This is a genomic window from Ornithinimicrobium sp. (genome assembly GCF_030537745.1).
Classification (GTDB): Bacteria; Actinomycetota; Actinomycetes; order Actinomycetales; family Dermatophilaceae; genus Ornithinicoccus.
Genome location: NZ_JAUNVI010000012.1, coordinates 1 through 16,940, shown reverse-complemented (window position 1 = coordinate 16,940; position 16,940 = coordinate 1). Strand labels below are relative to the sequence as shown.

Genomic DNA, 16,940 nt, shown 5'->3' with positions numbered 1-16,940 from the left:
CAGCTGAGGAGCATGGTCGTGCTCCGGGTGTAGGAAGGAAGGCATGACCCAACGACTAGACCTGGCCTTGCTCGTCCCGGATTTTTACCGCGCGATGGCGGGTCTAGAACGATCGGCCCGCGACTCCGGGATCGACCACCACCTCTACGAGCTGATCAAGATCCGAGCCTCCCAGCTCAACGGCTGTGCGTACTGCCTCGACATGCACCTGTCCGACGCCCGCACGCAGGGGGAGTCGCAGCGTCGCCTAGACGTGCTGTCAGCCTGGCGCGAAGCACCGGGGCAGTTCACGGACGGCGAGCGGTCAGCTCTCGCGTTGGCCGAGCGCGTGACCCTCGTCTCCGAGGAAGGCGTGCCGCAGCCGGTGTGGGACGAGGCCGTCGCTGCGCTCGGCGAGGAGGGTGTCGCCCAGGTGATCACGGCCACGGTCGCCATCAACTGCTGGAACCGGCTGGCCATCGCGATCCATCAGGACCTTCCGCCGGAACACTAGACACCGGCCGCGAGGCATGCCCGGTCCGCGCCGGGTGCCGTTGGGCTGTGCAGTCTGCCTGCGCGTGGTCACTTCGGCGCAGGTGCCTAGTTGCCCCGCCTAGCTGTCCTACTTCTCGGCCACGGCGAGCTTGCCGAGGGTCTTGGGTCGGAGCCGCTCGTCGGCCTTTTGCCGCAGGCGGCGCGGTGCGAGCCCGAACTGCTTGTTGTAGCCGTCGACGATCGCCACCCGCAGCTCCCTGGCGGTCTGGGAAGGACTGTCGTCGTCGTGGACGATCGTGTCGACCAGGCCTTGGGCCTTCAGGTCATCGGCGGAGGCTCTCATCGTCTCCAGGGTCATCCCGACCTGCTCGAGCGTCGGATTGGCCTCGTTGTAGAGGATCGTCGCGGTCGAGCGGGGCTCGGAGACGAAGCCGAGGGCGCTGTCGAGCATGACCGTCTCACGGCCGAAGGGCGTCGTCGCCAGTCCTCCACCGCTGCCCATCGCGCCGATGATGACCGACACGGTGGGGTAGGGATGAGAGGCGGACTTCTTGATGCTGCGGGCGATCGCTCGGGACTGTCCTCGACGCTCTGCCGCCATGGTGGGCAGGGCACCGAGGGTGTCGGTGAAGAAGACGATCGGCAGGCCCCAGCGTTCGGCGGCCTCCATCATCCGCACGGCGTACTCGAAGTCTTCCGGGCTGGGGTTAGCCGGTGACTTGCCGACGTAGCTGCCCGAGATCCGGTACGACGGCTGATCGCCGATGACCATGAAGGACTGCTCGTCGATGGTGGCCAGCGCGGCGATGATGTTGGGGTAGGTCTTCTCTTCCTCGAAGCGCACGTGGTTGTAGAACGGCACGGCGGTGTCGAAGACGGTCTGCAACAGATACTCGGTGTCCAGCCGCGTCGCGCTCGCGGCGATCTCGTTGTAGCGCGACATCAGGGCCTCGCGCAGGGTGCCGGTGGAACGGTCCCGCCTGTCCCGCGCGACCGCCAGCGTCGTCTCGATCACTTGGTGGTCCCACAGCGCCGCGGAGAACCCTTCGGCACCGCACGTCAGCGCGCGAGAATCCATGCGTGGGTCACCGGAGGGGGCGCCGGCGTGGATCCGCTTGGGGGACCGCCCGGAGTGAAAGACCCGCCCGAGGAAGTCGATCAGCTCGGCGACGTCCTTGATGAGCACGTCCACGTTGCGGTCGAGGTAGTTGGCCTCGGCGCTCTGCATCCCCTTGGGCACCGGCTTGCCCTCGAAGGTCTCGATGACCCGTGCACCGGCGAAGCCGTAGTCGGTGCCCTCGAGCGCCACGATCAGGTCCGCGTTGGGGACCGCGCTCGCCGACATGCCGCCCCATACCTGGCCCGCGAGCACACAGATGTAGGGACGGTTGGTGGTGTGCTGGAACTTGTTGGCGGCCGCCGCCATCCGCTGCATCTGGATAAGGCCGAGGACGTTCTCGTGCTGGCGCACGCCCGAGGAGGCGCCCATGCTCACCAACGGCAGTTGCTCACGCTCGGCCAGCTCGGCAGCCTGGACGAACTTCTCCCCGGCGACCTCTCCCAGCGAGCCGGCGAAGAACGACCAATCCACGACATAGACGACCGCTCGCTCGCCGTTGAAGTGCCCGATCCCGAACTTGGCTGACTCGGTCTTGCCGCTCTTGGTCTCGGCGTTGAGCAGCTTGTCCTTGTAGCGCTCGATGTGGCCGCCCACCCGACGCTGCAGGCCGACAAGGTCGTCAACTACCCGCATGTGCCCATGCCGCTCCTGAAGGTCGATCGCGTCGAGGAAGGTGCGGATCGCTTCGTTGGGGTTCAGCTTGGGGCGCGCTTCGTAGAGCGTGGAGACGGTGCGGCGGATCACGGGCCGCCGATCGATCAACTCGGCGGTCACACCCCCGTCACCGGTGAAGTATTCGGCCTCTTCGTCGGAGGTGGGGCCCTCGTCAGCGGGCGACTCGGTCATGTGGTGAAGATATCAGCGGATGGCTGCCTGGCCCTTTGTCTGCCCGGCTCGGCGGACCCCGGATAATGACTCCTCGTGATCGCCGTGCTGCAGGGATTCTGGCTGATCGCGGCTGTCGTCGCGGTCGGCTGGGTGATCGCGCACACCGGCATGTTCGGGCGCGCCGAGCAGCAGATCCTGGTCAAGCTCACCTTCTGGGTGGGCTCGCCCGCGCTGCTCTTCCTGGTCGTGGCGGACTCGGACGTGCACGTGCTCTTCTCCGGTTACCTGGTCGCGATCATCGCCGGCGTGGTGGTGACCGCGGCCGCCTACCTTGCGTTCGCGCGCCTCGTGCTGCGCCGTTCCGTGACGCATGCGGTCATGGGCGGGATGGGCGTGAGCTATGTCAACTCCAACAACCTGGGGATCCCGATCGCGCTCTACGTCCTGGGGGATGCGCAGTGGGCGGCGCCGGTCATCCTGGTGCAACTGCTGCTCTTCCAGCCGGCTTGGCTCGCGGCGCTGGACGCTTCTGGAAGCGGTGTCGTCTCGGTCCGGAGGCTGCTGCGATCACCACTGACCAACCCCCTGACGATCGGGACGCTGTTGGGCCTGGCGGTGGCGTTGACCGGGGTGGCGCTGCCTGCGGACGTGCGCGCCCCGATCGACCTGATCGGTGGTCTGGCCATTCCCGGCATGCTCCTGGCGTTCGGGATCTCGCTGCGCCTCTCCCCACTTCCGAGAGGCAAGGGCAATCTGGTCGAGCTGGGGGCCATGGTGCTGCTCAAGCTCGCCCTGATGCCCCTGGTGGCCGGGCTGGTGGCTGGCCCGGTGCTCGGGCTATCCGCCCGGGAGATCCTGGCCGCCGTGGTGATGTCCGCGCTGCCCACCGCCCAGAACGTCTTCATCCTCGCGGTCGCCTACGGGCGGGCTGAGTCGCTCGCGCGGGACAGTGTCTTCGCCACGACGATGCTGGCGATGCCCGCGATGTTGGTGATCGTCGCACTCATGGGTGGCGGCTAGGGTGTGCCCGTGCGACTGAGCGAGTTCTGGGCCCTGATGGAGACCGAGTTTGGTCCCGGGTATGCCGCGATCATCGCTGGGTCGCACACGCTCGGGTCGTTGGGTGGCCGGACCGCCGAAGAGGCGATCGAGGAGGGCGAGCAGGTGCGTCGCGTGTGGGAAGCCGTGGTCGCTGACCTTCAGGTGCCGCCTGAGCATCAGTTCCTGGTGGAGCCGAAGAAGCGCCGCTGAGGCGACTGCTGGTCAGCACGTGGGCGGCAGGATGCGCCTCGACATACCGCATCCCGTCGGCTCGGGCCTGGCTCCGCAGCTCTTCCGGGTGACAGTCAGCCCGGTTCGGTCCAAGGTGGAGACATGACAGAGCACACCGACACCCCCCACCAGTCCGCCCTGACCGAGGACGAGCACGGCACGATCCGCCGTGCCGCGTTCGGCGCGATCGCCCTCGTGTCCAAGGCGGACCCCGGCTTCTTCGCGATGTTCAAAGAGTCAATGGCAGGCTCCAAGGCGTTCCAGGAGGCGCCCGAGGCGGTCCAGGCGCTCCTGCGCGAGGGCGGCTTCCCGACCCCACCGACCGGCTCGCCCGAGCAGGTGGAGCAGGCAGTGCTCAGCGACCTTGGCGCTTCCCTGCAGCTGCTCCAGGCCAAGTCGCCCACGGAGGCCGCGGGCTTCCGTGACGTGATCCTGGAGGCCGCCGACCGGGTCGCCAACGCCTCCGACGGGGTCGCGCCGCAGGAGCAGGCGATCATCGACAAGATCCGTCGCGCCCTCAGCAGTGACGGCGCTCGTGCGGCTGAAGGGTCCTCCGCACCTCAGCAGCCGGCCGACCAGAGCTCACCAGCGACCGGTGGGGCGCTGGACGACCAGCGCTGAGCCAGCACCCACGACGGCTACGGTCGGCGAGCGATGGCTCGCCGACCGTTTGCGGGTGCGACACGAAGCCGGGTTGTCCGCGGCCTATCCGGGCATTTGCGCGGTCAGTGCTCCGTGCCAGTGACCAGACCGCGCTCCAGCAGCACCTCGGCCACCTGGATGGCGTTGAGGGCGGCGCCCTTGCGCAAGTTGTCGTTGGCGACGAAGAGCACCAGCCCGCGCCCGTCCGGCACCGACTGGTCGGTCCTGATCCGGCCCACGAAGGACGGGTCGTGCCCGGCCGCCGCTAACGGGGTCGGGAGGTCCGAGAGCTGCACGCCCGGGGCGGTGCTCAGCAGCTCGATGGCCCGCTCCGGCGTGATCGGGGCGCCGAACTCGGCGTGAATCGCCAAGCTGTGGCCGGTGAAGACGGGGACGCGCACGCAGGTGCCCGCCACCGCCAGGTCGGGGATGCCCAGGATCTTGCGGGACTCGTTGCGCAGCTTGACCTCCTCGGAGGTCTCGCCGTCCTCGACCAGGTCACCGGCCATCGGGACCACGTTGAAGGCGATCGGGGCGAGGTATGCCGCAGGTGCGGGCAGAGGCACCGAGGCGCCGTCGCGGGCCAGGGACTCGACCGGCTCCTCGCCCCGGACACCCGCGCGCAACTGGCGGCCGAGCTCGCTGACGCCAGCCACCCCCGATCCGGAGACCGCCTGGTAGGTCGCGACCCGGAGGCGCTCCAGGCCGGCCTCGCCGTGCAGCGGCGCCAGCACTGGCATCGCCGCCATGGTCGTGCAGTTGGGGTTGGCCACGATCCGAGGGCCACCGGCGCGAACTGCCAGCTCGAGGTCGTCGGGGTTGACCTCGCTGACCACGAGGGGGATCGTGTCGTCCATCCGCCAGGCGGAGGAGTTGTCGACCACGATCGCCCCGGCGGCAGCGAACCTCGCCGCATGAGCGCGGGAGACGGTCGCCCCGGCGGAGAAGAGGGCGATGTCGATCCCGGACAGGTCCGCGGTCTCGATGTCCTCGACCACGATCTCGCGTTCCACCTCATACCCCTCGATCCCGTTGGCGGAGCCTTCCCAGGCCAGCGCGGTCCCTGCGGAGCGGGCGGAGGCGAGATAACGGACCGAGGCGACCGGGAAGGCACGTTCGGAGAGCAACCGTCGCATCACGGAGCCGACCTGGCCGGTGGCGCCGACGAGCGCGAGACTCAGGTGAGTCCTGGGGTCGGTGCTGCGCTGGCTCATCGTCCAGTCCCTCCGTAGACCACGGCTTCTTCCTCGGCGTCCAGGCCGAAGGCGGTGTGCACGACGCGCACGGCATTCTCGACATCGGCCTGGTCGCAGATCACCGAGATGCGGATCTCGGAGGTGCTGATCATCTCGATGTTGACCCCCGCCGACGCCAGCGACTCAAACAGTTTGGCCGCGACCGACGGGTTGGATCGCATGCCCGCGCCGACCAGGGAGAGCTTGCCGATATGGCTGGTGTAGAGCACGTCGTCGAAGCCCATCGTGGCCTGCAGGGCACGGACCGCGGCGACCGCGTCCGGGCCCTCAGCCTCGGGGATCGTGAAGGAGATGTCGGAGGTGCGCGCATCGGAGGTAGAGATGTTCTGGACGATCATGTCGATCGAGACACCTGCCTGGGCGACCGCTCCGATGACGGAAGCAGCCGCCCCGGGGACGTCCGGGATGCCTACGGCGGTGACCTTGCCCAGAGACGTGTCGTGCGTGACGCCGGAGATGATCGGCTCTTCCATAGTGTCCTCCGTGAGGGGTCGACCGACGAGGATATGAGTGCCCTCGCGGTCGGAGAAGCTGCTCCGGACGTGGAGCGGGACGGTGAAGCGGCGGGCATACTCGACGGCGCGCAGGTGCAGGATCTTGGCGCCGTGCGCCGCCATCTCGAGGGTCTCCTCGATGGTGATCCGGGTGATCTGGCGGGCGTTGTGCACGATGCGGGGGTCGGCCGTGTAGAGACCGTCGACGTCGGTATAGATCTCGCAGACGTCGGCGTCGAGCGCGGCGGCGAGCGCGACCGCAGTGGTGTCCGAGCCGCCCCGGCCCAAGGTGGTGATGTCGTCTCCGGTCGAGATGCCTTGGAAGCCGGCGACGATCGCCACCGTGCCCTCATCCAGGGTGGAACGGACGCGTCCGGGCTGGACGTCGAGGAGACGAGCGCGGCCGTGGCTGGTGTCGGTGCGCATCCCGGCCTGGGCGCCGGTGTAACTCTTGGCCGGCACCCCCAGCTCCTGGATCGCGATGGCGAGCAGCGCCATCGAGATGCGCTCGCCCGCGGAGAGCAGCATGTCCATCTCGCGGGCTGGTTTGGGGCCGGGAGCGATCTGGTTGGCGAGGTCCAACAGGTCATCGGTGGTGTCGCCCATCGCGGACACCACGACGGCCACCTTGTTGCCGCAGCGGTGGGAGGCGGCCACCCGCTGCGCGACGCGGCGCATAGCCGAGGCGTCGGTGACGGAGGACCCGCCGAACTTCATCACGAGCAGAGCCATGGCGTCCTTCCTGAGCGGCGATGTCGAGGCGCGGGAGGACGGCGGTGTCGAGGTTCCCGAAGCGATTCGTCCAGTGTAGATCGTGCGGCGTGTCGCGGACTGGACTCGTACACAGTTTCGATTAATGTTGTCCACAAGGTCCCCATCGCGGCGATCGTCGTCCACAGCCTCGTGCCGCTGGACGGGGGTTTGTCGGTGGGGACACCTAGCGTCTGATGCAGACCCGGACGAGGCGTCCCTCTTCATGGAGGGGCACCGGCCGGTAGTCGGTCGAAGGTAGGCGCGACCACCACCACGACGAAGGAGCAAGACATGGCTCAGGCCACGAAGACGGCACCCGGAAAGAATGGCTCCGGCGCCAGCAAGGACAAGTTGCGTGCGCTCGACACTGTGATGGCCCAGATCGAGAAGCAGCACGGCAAGGGCTCGGTCATGCGCCTCGGCGACGAGAACCGCCCACCCATCCAGGTCATCCCCACCGGGTCGATCGCCCTCGATGTTGCGCTCGGCGTGGGCGGCCTCCCGCGCGGTCGGGTAGTGGAGATCTACGGTCCGGAGAGCAGCGGTAAGACCACGGTCGCGCTGCATGCGGTCGCCAATGCGCAGAAGGGCGGCGGGATCGCAGCCTTCATCGACGCCGAGCACGCGCTCGACCCGGAGTATGCCAAGGCCCTCGGGGTGGACACCGACTCGCTGCTGGTCAGCCAGCCCGACACCGGTGAGCAGGCGCTGGAGATCATGGACATGCTGATCCGTTCTGGTGCCATCGACCTCGTCGTCGTCGACTCCGTCGCCGCGCTGGTGCCCCGCGCTGAGATCGAGGGTGAGATGGGCGACAGCCATGTCGGTCTGCAAGCCCGCCTCATGTCCCAGGCGCTGCGCAAGATCACCGGCGCCCTGAGCAATACCGGGACGACCGCGATCTTCATCAACCAGCTGCGCGAGAAGATCGGCGTGATGTTTGGCTCGCCCGAGACCACGACCGGTGGCAAGGCGCTCAAGTTCTACGCCTCGGTGCGGATCGACGTGCGTCGGATCGAGACGCTCAAGGACGGCACGGACGCCGTCGGCAACCGCACTCGCGCCAAGATCGTCAAGAACAAGGTCTCTCCGCCGTTCAAGCTGGCCGAGTTCGACATCCTCTACGGGCAGGGCATTTCCCGTGAGGGCGGCCTCATAGACATGGGGGTGGAGCAGGGCTTCGTGCGCAAGTCGGGCGCTTGGTACACCTACGAAGGCGAGCAGATGGGCCAGGGCAAGGAGAACGCGCGCCAGTTCCTCAAGGACAACCCCGATCTGGCCGATGAGATCGACACCTTGATCAAGACCAAGCTCGGGATCGGTGTCCGTCCGTCCGCCGTCGCCGACCTCACGGCGAAGAACCTCACGGCTGGCAACCTCGCGGCTGATGACCTGCCGGCCGGGGTCGACCCGGTCACCGGTGAGGTCTCGGTCGACTTCTGATGGTCGGCACGGACCGTCTGTCGGCGGCCCGGGAGGCGTTGGCCGCAGCGGAAGCGGCGGCCGATGCTTCCGGGCTTCGACCGGAGGGTGATCACGGACAGTCGGCTCCGGTCTCGACCGGCGCTCGAGAAGGACGCAGCGCTGCCAGCGCTGAGCCGGACCCGCACTCGGTGGCCCGCAAGATCGTGCTTCGGCAGCTGGCGATGGGCCCACGGTCCCGTCGCCAGCTCGAGGACAAGCTGCGGGATCGAGGCACGGATCCTCACGTCAGCGCACGCGTGCTCGACCGGATGGCCGAGGTGGGCCTGGTCGACGACGAGGCCTACGCCGAGATGTTCGTCCGTTCCAGACAGGAGACCAAGGGCTTGGCGGCCCAAGCGATTCGCCACGAGTTGCGTGCCAAGGGCGTGGCAGACGACGTGATTGACGCGGCGCTGGAGGACATCGACCCCGAGCACGAGAAGGACCAAGCCCGCGCGCTCGTGGGTCGACGCCTGCGCACCATGCGTGGGCTGGACGCTCAGGTGCAGACTCGGCGGCTAGCCGCCCACCTGGCCCGCAAGGGTTATAGCTTCGGCGTGGCCAACCAGGTCATCCGCGAGGCCGTGGAGAAGTTGCCGGAGCACTCACGGGACTGAGACAGGGGGCGCTACCTGCAGGAGGGCTCAGTTGCCCGTCTGGGGTCGCGCCTGCTCCGGAGTGTCTCGCTCGTCCTCGAGGCGGTTGTCTTCCTCCTCGTCGAGGTAGTGCATGGCGGACTCCTCTGGCGAGTCCCAGCTGGTGGCTTTTCCCTCGCGGGCAAGCATCCGTGACTCGTCGTCTGGTCGCACTCCCTCGTCGGGGGCGATCAGTCGACCCACCCGAGTGGATTCACCGCCGTAGTAGTCCAGCTCGGGACGGATCGCGTCGGCGTCGTCGCCGCCGATCATGTCGTCGCCGCCGTCCATGCCCGACTCGTTGTCGGGGGCCCCGTAGGCCGAATCCGGGTCCGGCTCCTCCTGACGGATACGCTGCTCGATCGTCTCCTCGCGCCACTGCTCCTCGGCGGTGATGCCGTGGGCGACGGAGCCGCGTAAACGGTCCGGGGGGACGAAGCCACGGTCCAAGACGTCGCCCTCGCCGTCCAGGGTGTCCTCGGGCTGCAGTTGGTCCTCGTCGTCGATGCTCCAGACGCCGTACTCATCGCCGATGCTCTCGCGGTCCGTGGGGCTCATCATCGCTCCTTCGCAACTCCTTCGCTCCGTGATCCCAGCCTAGTCGGGTCCGTCCCCCCGTGGGTCGAAGCCCGCTGTGATCGTGGCCACCCCGCCCGAGGACGTACCCTGGACGGGCCATGAGCACCAAGACCTATGACGTACGCACCCACGGGTGCCAGATGAACGTGCACGACTCCGAGCGGTTGGCTGGTCTGCTGGAGAGCGCGGGCTATATCGATCTGGCCAGCCTTCCTCCCGCAGGACGTCCGGACGTCGCCGATGTCGTCGTCTTCAACACCTGTGCCGTCCGGGAGAACGCCGCCAACAAGCTCTACGGCAACCTTGGCCAGTTGCGGCCAGCCAAGCTGGCTAATCCGGACATGCAGATCGCGGTCGGGGGCTGCTTGGCGCAGAAGGACCGCTCCACGATCGTGGAGCGTGCGCCCTGGGTCGACGTCGTGTTCGGCACCCACAATGTGGGGTCGTTGCCGGCGCTTCTGGATCGGGCGCGTCACAACAAAGCGGCCGAGGTCGAGATTCTCGAGGCGTTGGAGGTCTTTCCTTCCACCCTGCCCACCCGTCGTGATTCGGCATACTCAGGCTGGGTCTCCATCTCCGTCGGATGCAACAACACCTGCACCTTCTGCATCGTGCCCGCGCTGCGTGGCAAGGAGAAGGACCGCCGCCCCGGTGAGATCCTCGCCGAGGTCGAAGCCCTCGTGGCCTCCGGCGTCATCGAGATCACGCTGCTGGGGCAGAACGTCAACACCTATGGGGTCGAGTTCGGGGACAGGCTGGCGTTCGGCAAGTTGCTCCGCGCATGCGGCCAGATCGACGGGCTCGAGCGGGTCCGGTTCACCAGTCCGCACCCGGCCGCCTTCACCGATGACGTCGTGACCGCGATGGCGGAGACACCCAATGTCATGCCGAGCCTGCACATGCCGTTACAGTCTGGCTCCGACCGGGTGCTCAAGGCCATGCGGCGCTCCTACCGCAGCGATCGCTTCCTGGGAATTATCGACCGGGTGCGGGAGCAGTTGCCGGACGCCGCGATCACCACCGACATCATCGTCGGGTTCCCCGGGGAGACCGAGGAGGACTTCCAGGGCACCCTCGATGTGGTCCGGGCCGCACGCTTCTCCAGCGCGTTCACCTTCCAGTACTCCATCCGCCCCGGCACTCCGGCCGCGGAGATGGACGGACAGGTGCCCAAGGAGATCGTGCAGGAACGCTTCGAACGACTTATTGCGGTCCAGGACGACGTGTCCTGGGTGGGCAACCGGGAGCTCGAGGGGCACGAGGTAGAAGTGCTGGTGGCGCCCCGAGAGGGCCGCAAGGACGCCGAGACCCATCGAATGTCGGGCCGCGCCCGGGACAACCGGCTCGTGCACTTCGCGGTGCCCGAGGGTGCCCAGGTCCCGCGTCCGGGCGACGCGGCCACCGTCGGCGTCACCTACGGCGCACCGCACCACCTCGTCGCTGACTCCGGGCTGCAGGGCGGCCCCTATTCCGTGCGACGCACCCGTGGAGGCGACGCCTGGGCCGCGCTCCAAGAGGGAGCTACACCGGGGGCCACGAAGAAGCCCGCGGTGAGCCTCGGCATACCCAGCGTCGGCGCTCCGCCGGCACGCGAAGTTGTCGTCGCTGCCTGCTCTCCCCTCGGATAGCCGCCCCCGGCCTGGCGTCGGCGGTCGGTGCATCCCGAGCTACTGCTCGCGGCGCCCCAGCTCGTCCTCGGCCCGGTCCGCGGTCTCGTCGGCCTTGGCGGCCGCCGCGGCGGCGCCGTGGGCCTCCCGCTGCTCCATCCTGGCCATCTCCGCCAAGTGATTGGCGTCGATGCGCTCGATCTCCGCGAGCGCCTCCGGCCGACCGTGGAAGCGGTGGATGCTGTAGATCAGCAACCCGACGGCGATGGCGCTGGAGGACAGCATCGTGATGCCCACGGTGGTGCCGCCGAAGAGCCACCAGCGGTCGTCGACCGGCCACCACCGGGGAGCCGGCGGAGATAACAACCAGACGACGCCAATGCCGACCAGGCCCAGTGCAACAAGGGTGGACAACGCGATCCGCAACTTGGTCTGCACACCTTCAGCCGCCCCTCGCATCGCCCTGATCCGCACGGGGTGCATCCAGCGCTTCGCCCAGGCGTACTGCGTCGACAAGATCGCCAGCCCGGCGAAAGTCAGCAGCAGCCCCGGGCCGGGGAGGAAGAGCGCCAGCAGGCCAGCGGTCAGCACGGTCCAGCCGATGATCTCGAGCAGGACCCGTTTGACGGCTCCTGTCGCGAAGTCGGCCATGAGCCACACTGTAAGTCAGGACACTGACGATGCGCGAGGCTGATGTGCAGGGCGGGGGAGCACGGTCATTACGATGCAGGTCATGGCTCGGCAACCTCCCACCCTGCGCGGCGACCTCGTGACTCTGAGCCCGTTGGCGATGGGCGACCTCGACGGGCTCGTCGCTGCCGCGACAGACGGGCGGCTGTGGGAGCTGACCTGCACGTCCGTGCCCGCGCCTGAGGCAATGGCTGCGGAGATGGAGAGGCGACTGGCGCTGCAGGACGCGGGCTCGATGCTCCCCTTCACCACCCGCCGGCGCGACACCGGAGCCATCATCGGCATGACGACCTACATGCACATCGAAGAGCACCACCGGCGCCTCGAGATCGGCTCGACGTGGATTGCCGCGTCTGCCCAACGCACGGGCGTCAACACCGAGTCCAAGCTGCTCCTGCTGACGCACGCGTTCGCGGAGCTGGACCAGCTCGCGGTGGAGTTCCGCACGCACTGGCTCAACCGGCAGTCCCGCCTGGCGATCGAACGTCTCGGTGCCAAGCTCGACGGCATCCTGCGTCAGCACATGGTGATGGCAGACGGCTCGGTCCGTGACACGGCCGTCTACTCGATCGTGGCTGCCGAGTGGCCGGCGGTGCGGGGCGAGCTGCAGCGCCGCCTGGCCGGCGGGTCCGGATCAGCAGGAGGCAGGGCGTGAACACGGGAGAAGAGAGTCCACGCGTGCACCGCAACGCCACCACCGACCCGACGCCAAGAGAGGCCGCTGCGGGCCGGGTCGCGACCGGTCTTCTCGCAGCGCAGGCCGTCGCGCTCGCCGGGATCGCGGTGTTCTACCTCTACGAACTGGTGATCGGGAAAAGCACTGATCCGATGATCGTCATCATGTCCGTCGCCACGATGGTCGTCTTCGTGCTGGGTCTGGCCTACACCTCCAAAGGCTTGGCCCAACGCCATCCGCGCGCCCAAGCGCCCGCGATCGCCGCCAACTTCCTGCTCGTCCCGCTCGGCATCGCGATGTTCCGGTTTGCCCCGGACGTGTTCGCGGGAGCGGTCCTCGTGACGGGCGTGGTCACTATCGCCGCCGTGCTGCTGATGGGACGGCTCGGGGACGATTGATCGTGGGCCCCCTCTGAGCCACAGCGCGTTGCGCTGGCAGCGGCTTCAGCCTTGGATGGATCCGTGATCCGCTATCCCAAGCCGCTGCGCCCCGGTGATCGTATCGGCGTGACCAGCCCGTCCAGCGGGGTGCCGCGGCGCTATCTGCCCAGACTGGAGTTCGCCGTCTCCACCCTCCGAGAGCGCGGCTACGACGTGACCGTCGGAGACTGCATGGGCGGTGATTCCGGACACGTCAGCGCCCCGGCTGTGGAGCGCGCCGACGAGCTGCAACGAATGTTGTTGGACCCCACGATCGCAGCCGTGGTCCCGCCGTGGGGGGGAGAGACAGCCATCGACGTGCTCGATCTCCTCGACTGGGACGCGTTCACGCAGGCGCCGCCGACGTGGCTCGTCGGATACAGCGACCTGAGCACGCTGATGCTGCCGCTCACCCTCCGCGCGGGGTGGGCAACTCTGCACGGCGCGAACCTGATGGACAGCCCCTACCGACCGGCGGACGGCCTGGCCCACTGGACGAAGGTCGCAGGCGCTGAACTGCCGATCAGCCAGAGACAGAGCGGGGTCTACCGGACCGGCCTCTTCGATGTCTGGGAGAGCGACCCCGCGGCCTCGACCTACGCACTTGACGGTGTCGGGGGGTGGGAGGTGGCAGACGACGAGGAGATCGAGGTGTCCGGTCGCCTGATCGGTGGCTGCATAGAGGTGATCAGCCGGCTGACCGGCACTCCGTTTGGAGACCTGCCCGCCTTTGGTCGGGAGTATGCCAAGGACGGCCTGATCATCTACGTCGAGGCCGCTGAGGCCGAGGCTTTTGAGATCTGTCGGGCGCTGCACGGGATGCGGTTGGCGGGCTGGTTCGCGCACGCGAACGCGATTGTGGTGGGACGGACCCAGGCCCCGCCCTCCGGCGAGTTCACCCAACGGGAGGCCGTGCTCGATGCGCTGGAGGATCTGGACGTCCCCATCGTCTTCGACGTGGAGTGCGGCCACGTCGCGCCGCACCTTCCGCTGGTCAACGGCGCACTGGCACACCTGTGGGTGACTGACCACGAGCGCAGGATCGTTCAAGAGTGGGTCTGAGCAGGTGCCGAAGTGTGGCCTCGTGGGACGTGCGGCGATCGCCGGTCGTCGTCCGCGTCAGGCGATCTCGCGGCTACCCTGCGCTTCGTCCTCGTCGGCGGTGCGGACGGACTGGTTGTAGCGGTAAAGCTTCACGCCACCTAGGAGTGCGGCGATGACGCCCAGAGCGCCGACGAGCACTCCCAGGAACAGTCCGATATAGATCGGGCTCAGCGTCTGACCCTCCTCGCCCGTGCCGAATGTGCCGCCCCACAAGAAACCGAACAACGGTGAGAGTGTCGCGACGAAGACCCCCAGGAGCACCATCCACAGTCCCGGCGGGGTAGGCACGAGCACCACCGGTCGACCGCGCGTCAGCGGCGCGTCTTCGTGAGCGGTATCAGTGACGACGTGGGGTTCGTCAGGCTGAGTCATCAAGATCACCCTTCGGACGGTCAGTGAAATGTGTGGTCACGGCGGTCGCCGCGGACAAGAACGGTTGGAGGATATCGATCGGGAGCGGGAAGACGACGGTCGAATTTTGGTCCGCGCCGAGCTCGAGGAGGGTCTGGAGGTAGCGCAGTTGGAGCGAAGCCGGGCTCTGGCTCAGGATGATCGAGGCGTCGCGCAGCTCCTTGGAGGCCTGCAACTCACCGCGCGCACTGATCACCTTGGCGCGACGCTCGCGCTCGGCCTCGGCCTCGCGGGCCATCGCGCGCTGCATGATCTCCGGGATCTCGACGTCCTTGATCTCGACGACGTCGACCTGCACGCCCCACGGCTCGCTCTGCTGGGCGATCGTTTTGGCCAGGTCCTCGTTGAGGTCGGCGCGGTGGGCCAGCAGGGTGTCCAGCTCGGCGCGGCCCACCACGGAGCGCAGCGTGGTCTGGGAGATCTGCGACGTCGCCACCGCGTGGTTCTCGACGGCCATGACGGATCGGATCGGGTCCGTCACCTTGAAGAGCACCACCGCATTGACCCGCGCGGTGACGTTGTCCCTGGTGATGACCTCCTGTGGCGGGATCGTGAGGGTCACCACCCGCAGGTCCACCCGCACCATCTTGTCCAGGCCCGGCAGCACCACGACGATGCCGGGTCCGAGCAGGGGGCGGAGCCGGCCGAGACGGAACGCCACACCGCGCTCATACTCCTTGACGATCCGTAGCGACATGAGCGCCAGGGCCACGATGACGATGAGGATCACGACAGGGATGATCACTACCGGGTCGGTCACGGCAGGCCCCCTTGCTGGGTGGAGCGTCGGTCCGAGGAGTATGCCGCTCGCTTGCGGATCAGTTCCAGTGCGGCCTCTTCCTGACGACGGTCCGAAGAGTATGCCGTGCGTCGGCCGATCACCTCGGGGGCAGGAGCGTCCTCGCGGCGGTCGGAGGCGTAGGAGGTGCGCCGTCGGACCAGGTCCCGTGCCGCCTCCTCGCGGTGCTGCACGTTGTCGTCCAGGCTCTGGATCGGGACGAAGATCGCGCCAGGGTCGGCCGGGCTTCGTCGCAGGTGGGACCAGAGTGGGAGCGAGCCCAGCGCCACGAGGGCGGTCACGCCCAGGAGCACCGCCGTCTCCAGGGTGCTGGAGCGGGTCAGTGCTGCCGCACCTGGCCAGGCGACAGCAAGCACGGTGATGCAGCAGGCGATGGCGCGGTGGAAGCGTGCCGACTCAGAAGAGGGCCAGCTGTCGACCAGCCGGCGGACCTCACGCCCGCTGCTGGAGGTGGTGCAGGTTGACTTGACCGGGCAGGAGTTGCAGACGCTGGGACTCCCGCGATAGCGCATCACCCTGTTGTCCGGGTCAAAGGATTGAGGCCACAACCACTGATCTTCTGGACACACCCAGGCGTCGTGCTCCTCGTGGTAGACGAAGCCGCCAGCGCTCTGGTCCTCGACCTTGCGGGCCGCCCGGCGCGCCATCGTGTCGATGCCGTAGGCAACGAAGAGCAACACCACGCCATAGCCGGCGGCGAGCCAGGTCACGACCCCGATCTGGGCCATCACGGGGCGTCGTCCCCGGGGTCGTTGCGTCGGCGGTCCGAGGCGTAGCGGCTTGGCGGCAACACTTCCCCCTCAGCGCTGAGGTCCCGGCCAGCGCCGACAACGGTGTCGACTCCGGTGCGGTCGCTGCGCGCCTGCTCCGTCTCCATGACGAAGAGGGTCTCCGGCTCCATCGTGAACGTGGTGGCCGGGATGGCGTAGCGCACCCCGAGCCAGGTGATCCACAAGAAGGGGAGCACCCCACCGACGATGAGGAGGACGTCACCGGGCATCCGCATCCACTCCAGCAGTGCGTTGCCGGGCTGGCTGATGTAGTTGAGGGAGCGCGCCTCGAAATAGCCGTCGTTGACGGAGGCCCACAGCTGCACCACACCCAGCGGCAGGAGCGTCGCGAAGACCATCCACGCCAGGCCAATGTTGAGGGACCAGAAGGAGATCTTGGCGAGCCGGTCCGGCCATCGTTCCGGCGAGATGATGTAGCGCAAGGCAAAGAGGGCAAGTCCGACGGCCAACATCCCGTAGACGCCCATCATCGCCCCGTGGGCGTGGTTAGCAGTCAGTGCGGTGCCGATTTGGTAGTAGGAGACGATCGGCAGGTTGATCAGGAAGCCGAAGATGCCTGCACCGACGAAGTTCCAGAAGCCGACCGCGACCAAGAACATGACCGCCCACCGGTGCGGGAAGGGCGCGCTGCTTCGAGACTCTTGTCGCGCGCCGAGTTGCAGGAAGGTCCACGCCTCGACGGTGAGGAAAGTCAGGGGGATGACCTCTAATGCGGAGAAGAAGGCGCCCAGTGCCATGTGCTCGACCGGGGTCCCGGAGAAGTACAGGTGGTGCATGGTGCCGAGCACGCCGCCAGCGGAGTAGAGGATGACGTCCAGGAAGATGATCGTGATCGCAATCTTTCGACGCACCACCCCCAGCATCACGAAGATGTAGGCCACCATGACCGTGGTGAACAGCTCCAGGAAGTCCTCCACCCACAGGTG

The 16,940-nt window shown here is 67.7% G+C and carries 19 protein-coding genes; 10 read left to right on the top strand and 9 right to left on the bottom strand.

Annotated features, from left to right (window positions below):
- Window positions 1–43: 43 nt before the first annotated feature.
- Entirely contained in the window at window positions 44–493 is a 450-nt protein-coding gene (locus Q4P07_RS04440) for a carboxymuconolactone decarboxylase family protein (RefSeq protein ID WP_303373692.1), read from the top strand.
- Window positions 494–601: 108 nt separating this feature from the next.
- Here the strand turns inward: Q4P07_RS04440 and Q4P07_RS04435 are convergent, their stop codons facing one another.
- Window positions 602–2,440, bottom strand: a complete 1,839-nt coding sequence (locus Q4P07_RS04435) for a carboxyl transferase domain-containing protein (protein WP_303373691.1) — start codon at window positions 2,438–2,440, stop codon at window positions 602–604.
- Between the two features lie 75 nt (window positions 2,441–2,515).
- Here Q4P07_RS04435 and Q4P07_RS04430 point away from each other — a divergent pair, with 75 nt between their 5' ends.
- The 3 genes from Q4P07_RS04430 (at window position 2,516) to Q4P07_RS04420 (ending at window position 4,315) form a co-directional block, all read left to right on the top strand.
- Window positions 2,516–3,442, top strand: coding sequence for an AEC family transporter (locus Q4P07_RS04430; RefSeq protein WP_303373690.1), 927 nt, complete (start codon window positions 2,516–2,518; stop codon window positions 3,440–3,442).
- 9 nt (window positions 3,443–3,451) lie between these two features.
- Complete coding sequence (locus tag Q4P07_RS04425; RefSeq protein ID WP_303373689.1) at window positions 3,452–3,673, top strand: DUF3046 domain-containing protein; 222 nt, start codon at window positions 3,452–3,454, stop codon at window positions 3,671–3,673.
- Window positions 3,674–3,796: 123 nt separating this feature from the next.
- Entirely contained in the window at window positions 3,797–4,315 is a 519-nt protein-coding gene (locus tag Q4P07_RS04420; protein ID WP_303373688.1) for a hypothetical protein, read from the top strand.
- 104 nt (window positions 4,316–4,419) lie between these two features.
- On the opposite strand, the gene Q4P07_RS04415 is transcribed toward Q4P07_RS04420, so the two are convergent.
- Window positions 4,420–5,550: an aspartate-semialdehyde dehydrogenase gene (locus Q4P07_RS04415; RefSeq protein WP_303373687.1), complete on the bottom strand. Its 1,131-nt coding sequence runs from the start codon at window positions 5,548–5,550 to the stop codon at window positions 4,420–4,422.
- The gene (locus Q4P07_RS04410) at window positions 5,547–6,818 is read right to left on the bottom strand and encodes an aspartate kinase (RefSeq protein WP_303373686.1); all 1,272 of its coding nucleotides are present in this window, start codon (window positions 6,816–6,818) and stop codon (window positions 5,547–5,549) included. Before Q4P07_RS04410 ends, Q4P07_RS04415 begins: the two co-directional genes overlap by 4 nt.
- Window positions 6,819–7,130: 312 nt before the next feature.
- On the opposite strand from Q4P07_RS04410, the gene recA reads away from it, so the two are divergent.
- The gene (recA, locus tag Q4P07_RS04405) at window positions 7,131–8,282 is read left to right on the top strand and encodes a recombinase RecA (protein WP_303373685.1); all 1,152 of its coding nucleotides are present in this window, start codon (window positions 7,131–7,133) and stop codon (window positions 8,280–8,282) included.
- A complete protein-coding gene (locus Q4P07_RS04400; protein WP_303373684.1) occupies window positions 8,282–8,920 on the top strand; it encodes a regulatory protein RecX in 639 nt (212 codons plus the stop codon). The genes recA and Q4P07_RS04400 overlap by 1 nt, the downstream gene beginning before the upstream one ends.
- Before the next feature lie 27 nt (window positions 8,921–8,947).
- On the opposite strand, the gene Q4P07_RS04395 is transcribed toward Q4P07_RS04400, so the two are convergent.
- The gene (locus tag Q4P07_RS04395) at window positions 8,948–9,496 is read right to left on the bottom strand and encodes a DUF5709 domain-containing protein (RefSeq protein ID WP_303373683.1); all 549 of its coding nucleotides are present in this window, start codon (window positions 9,494–9,496) and stop codon (window positions 8,948–8,950) included.
- Between the two features lie 119 nt (window positions 9,497–9,615).
- On the opposite strand from Q4P07_RS04395, the gene miaB reads away from it, so the two are divergent.
- Entirely contained in the window at window positions 9,616–11,145 is a 1,530-nt protein-coding gene (gene miaB, locus Q4P07_RS04390; RefSeq protein ID WP_303373682.1) for a tRNA (N6-isopentenyl adenosine(37)-C2)-methylthiotransferase MiaB, read from the top strand.
- A 39-nt stretch (window positions 11,146–11,184) separates the two neighbouring features.
- Here the strand turns inward: miaB and Q4P07_RS04385 are convergent, their stop codons facing one another.
- The gene (locus tag Q4P07_RS04385; protein ID WP_303373681.1) at window positions 11,185–11,775 is read right to left on the bottom strand and encodes a PGPGW domain-containing protein; all 591 of its coding nucleotides are present in this window, start codon (window positions 11,773–11,775) and stop codon (window positions 11,185–11,187) included.
- 82 nt (window positions 11,776–11,857) lie between these two features.
- On the opposite strand from Q4P07_RS04385, the gene Q4P07_RS04380 reads away from it, so the two are divergent.
- From Q4P07_RS04380 to Q4P07_RS04370, 3 genes are all read left to right on the top strand, one after another.
- Window positions 11,858–12,469 (top strand): GNAT family N-acetyltransferase, encoded by a 612-nt coding sequence (locus tag Q4P07_RS04380; protein WP_303373680.1) that lies wholly within the window; start codon window positions 11,858–11,860, stop codon window positions 12,467–12,469.
- Complete coding sequence (locus tag Q4P07_RS04375) at window positions 12,466–12,888, top strand: hypothetical protein (RefSeq protein ID WP_303373679.1); 423 nt, start codon at window positions 12,466–12,468, stop codon at window positions 12,886–12,888. The genes Q4P07_RS04380 and Q4P07_RS04375 overlap by 4 nt, the downstream gene beginning before the upstream one ends.
- A gap of 63 nt (window positions 12,889–12,951) precedes the next feature.
- Complete coding sequence (locus tag Q4P07_RS04370; RefSeq protein WP_303373678.1) at window positions 12,952–13,971, top strand: S66 peptidase family protein; 1,020 nt, start codon at window positions 12,952–12,954, stop codon at window positions 13,969–13,971.
- Between the two features lie 57 nt (window positions 13,972–14,028).
- Here Q4P07_RS04370 and Q4P07_RS04365 read toward each other — a convergent pair whose 3' ends face one another.
- From Q4P07_RS04365 to Q4P07_RS04350, 4 genes are all read right to left on the bottom strand, one after another.
- A complete protein-coding gene (locus tag Q4P07_RS04365) occupies window positions 14,029–14,385 on the bottom strand; it encodes a hypothetical protein (protein ID WP_303373677.1) in 357 nt (118 codons plus the stop codon).
- Window positions 14,372–15,121, bottom strand: a complete 750-nt coding sequence (locus tag Q4P07_RS04360) for an SPFH domain-containing protein (RefSeq protein WP_303373722.1) — start codon at window positions 15,119–15,121, stop codon at window positions 14,372–14,374. Before Q4P07_RS04360 ends, Q4P07_RS04365 begins: the two co-directional genes overlap by 14 nt.
- Window positions 15,122–15,180: 59 nt before the next feature.
- Window positions 15,181–15,951: a hypothetical protein gene (locus tag Q4P07_RS04355; protein WP_303373676.1), complete on the bottom strand. Its 771-nt coding sequence runs from the start codon at window positions 15,949–15,951 to the stop codon at window positions 15,181–15,183.
- Window positions 15,951–16,940, bottom strand: a 990-nt coding sequence (locus tag Q4P07_RS04350) for a cbb3-type cytochrome c oxidase subunit I (protein WP_303373675.1), incomplete at its 5' end; no start/stop codon positions are given. The genes Q4P07_RS04350 and Q4P07_RS04355, both read right to left, overlap by 1 nt.